Source organism: Streptomyces sp. NPDC006265 (assembly GCF_040613555.1).
In the GTDB taxonomy this organism is placed as follows: domain Bacteria; phylum Actinomycetota; class Actinomycetes; order Streptomycetales; family Streptomycetaceae; genus Streptomyces.
In genome coordinates, this window is the sequence record NZ_JBEXSH010001028.1 from 1 (window position 1) to 2897 (window position 2897).

A 2897-nucleotide genomic window follows, 5' to 3' on the forward strand; every position below is an offset into this window, starting at 1 on the left:
AACCGTGCCCCGACTACCCGTTGCAGATGGGGCAAAACCCCCGGGCGGGGCGGCGCCGTGGGGGCCGGGGTCTCAGCGCTTCTCGTACGGGTTGTCCGGCTGCCGCACCCGCCGCAGGGACGTCGCCTCGACGACCGGTGGCCAGGCTTCGGTCGAGCCCGGCTCACCCTCGGGGTGCCACGTGCCGGTGACCGTCACCCAGGTGTCGACCGGCGGCGCCTCCACACCGCGTACCTCGGCCTTGGCGGTCGTGGCGTCGGCGGCGCAGCAGGAGACGAGGAGGCGGGTGACGTACCAGGTGCCGTCGCCGTCACGGGTGACGAAGCCGGTGAGCACCACGGCCGTGCCCGAGCGAGGCGAGCAGCCGGCCGATGACCATCGGGGTCGCGCCGGCGGCGGCGCTCGACTTCCTGCTGTCGGCGCCCGCGATCAACCCCGTCGTGCTCGTGGCGACCTCGATCGCTTTCCCCGGGCAGCCGGAGCCGCCGCATCAGACTCCCCGCCACCGGAACGGACGCGCACTCACAGCCGGGCAGCACGACCCCGGCGGCCCCGGCGACCGGCACGGCGAGCACCGTACGGCGGGGGAGCACCCGCTGGAAGACCCGCTCGGGCACGAACGCCCCGATCGCCGCCGACACGACCGTGCCCAGCAGCAGGAACGGCACGCCCTGGACGGTGATCGCGGTGAACACCGTCCACCAGGCCGCGACCGGCGGGGTGTACAGGTCGAGCGCCGGCATGGGCCCGAGCACCGACACCACCGTCGCGATGGCGAGCAGCGCGGCACCGCCGAGCACGGCGTACACCAGGGCCCGCAGGCCCAGCCGTATGCCGTCGGCCACCGTCCGTTGGTTCTCCACGCGCCCGCCCCGGTCGTTCACATCCCGGGTGGGAGGCTAACCCGCACGGCTGTGCAAGGGCCCTGCTTTCTCACAGGGGAGGCTGTGCGGGCGCGGGCCCGAGGGTGGTGGTGCCGGGGGCGGTGCGGTGCCCGAGGCCCGTCCGGTAGGCGTCCAGGGCCGCCTCCACCCGCCCGGTCCGCCGCAGCAGGTCGCCGAGCAGCCGGCACAGGTCGGCCAGGTCACCGGCGGCGCCCGCCCGCTCCAGCAGGCTCAGGGCACGGACGTAGTGCTCCTCGGCGTCCTCCGTGCGGCGGGCGTCCTCGGCGATGATGCCGAGCAGGCGGTGCGCGGCGGCGGAGTGGACGGCACCGCGCTCGGGGGACAGGTGGCCGAGGACGTCGTGCAGCAGGGCCGCCGCCTCGTCGGACCGGCCGCGCCGGTGCAGCACGTCGGCCAGCTCCACGGCGACCTGGCTGCTGTAGAGGGCGGCGCGCCGGGCCGACAGCATGCCGAGGGCCTGCCGCAGCTCCTCCTCGGCGCGTTCCAGTTGGCCGTCCTGGGCGTAGACGTAGCCGCGCATCCAGTGGCAGTTGGCGAGTTCGGTGCGGATCTGCAGGGTGCGGTACAGCTCGGCGGCCTTGGCCAGGGAGGCGTCGGCCTCGGCGAGACGCCCCTCGGCGACCAGGGTGCGGGCGACGGACCGGTGCATCCGGGCGACCAGGGCGGGGTCGCCGGACCGGGGGGCGAGGGCCAGGGCGAACTCGGCGGCCTGAGCGGCCCGGGCGTGCGCGCCCATGTCCATGTACGGGCCGATGGCGCTGGCGTACAGCAGGAGGAGGGCGTCCGGGTCGTGCAGGCCGCCTCGGTTGAGTTCGTCGAGGGTGGTCTCCAGCAGGTAGACGGCGTAGCGGAGTTCACCGGCGAGATAGTGGGCCACGGCCCGGCCGCGCAGGGCCGGGACCCGGGCGGGCAGCGGGGAGCCGGCCAGACACTCCTCGGCCCGCTCGAAGTACTGCCGGCCGGTCACGAGCTCGCCCGTCTCCAGGGCGCACTCCCCGAGCCCGAGCAGCGCGGCGGACTGCTCCGCGGCCAGCTGGTGTGCCTCGGCCTCGACCAGCAGCTCGGCGTACTGCTCGGCGGCCGCCTCGGCCTCGCCGACGGCGAGGACACGCCGGGCCTCGGTCAGCCGCAGCCGCAGCCCGGTGATGAGCCGGGCGGAGCGCCCGCCGGCGAGCTCGTCGAAGTCGACGCCGAGCCGCTCCGCGAGATGCCGCAGGGCGTCGTCCGAGGGGCGCACCCGGCCGGACTCCAGGGTGGAGATGTAGGCCGGTGTGTACACGGGCGCCGCCAACTGCCGCTGCGTCAGTCCGCGTTCCGTACGCAGCCGCTGCACCCGGCGGCCGATGGTCCCCGGATCATCACGCTCCCCCACGCCAACTCCCCCTGCCCCTCTTGCCGTTCGACCTGTACTGCCCCTAGGTTAAACGGAGTGTTAAGCCGCATTGTCGAAGCTGCTTAACACGTTGCCGCCGTAGTCGCCGCCCCCAGTTGCGAGGTCGCCGTGCTCGAACGCACACGCACCGCCGAGCGGTACGCCCGAGGCTTCACCGCAGCCCTCGTCGCCGTCGCGACCCTCCTGCTCGCGGCGAACGCGGGCCCGGCGAGAGCCGAGACACCCCAGGCCGGCCCGCAGGCGGTCGCCGACTCCCGCTGAGCGCCGGGGCACAACCTGAAATCCGATGCCCAGGAGCCAGCCGCGGGGGGATGATCGAGTCGGCCGAGGAGTTCATCAGGCTTCGCTTCAGGTGAGGGCCCTGTGCCGAGAAACGTTCTAAAACGGCTGTGTGCGGATACCTGGGAGGAGGTCCGCGACGTGGCGCGTGATCGGCTCGACGGCAGCCGCTGCCCCCCCCTGCACAACGGTCGCTAGTGCCGCATCAGGCAACGTTTGCCCGTTAAGGAGCGGCGTCCGGTGCGGCGAGTGGGGGTACCCCCTGCTCGAGCGGAGTCGAGAGCTTGGGGGAGCGTGCCGGGCGTCGTGACGGGGCGAAC

General features: G+C 74.0%; 2 protein-coding genes and 2 pseudogenes. 1 reads left to right on the top strand and 3 read right to left on the bottom strand.

The features are described 5' to 3' along the window. Nucleotides 1–72 precede the first annotated feature (72 nt). From ABZ281_RS44605 to ABZ281_RS44615, 3 genes and pseudogenes are all read right to left on the bottom strand, one after another. Nucleotides 73–339: pseudogene (locus ABZ281_RS44605) on the bottom strand (hypothetical protein); the annotation flags it as partial. Between the two features lie 143 nt (nucleotides 340–482). Further along, nucleotides 483–863, bottom strand: a pseudogene (locus ABZ281_RS44610) (permease); the annotation flags it as partial. 70 nt (nucleotides 864–933) lie between these two features. Next, complete coding sequence (locus ABZ281_RS44615; protein ID WP_356664016.1) at nucleotides 934–2277, bottom strand: tetratricopeptide repeat protein; 1344 nt, start codon at nucleotides 2275–2277, stop codon at nucleotides 934–936. Between the two features lie 129 nt (nucleotides 2278–2406). Here ABZ281_RS44615 and ABZ281_RS44620 point away from each other — a divergent pair, with 129 nt between their 5' ends. After that, complete coding sequence (locus tag ABZ281_RS44620; RefSeq protein ID WP_356664018.1) at nucleotides 2407–2559, top strand: hypothetical protein; 153 nt, start codon at nucleotides 2407–2409, stop codon at nucleotides 2557–2559. Nucleotides 2560–2897 lie beyond the last annotated feature (338 nt).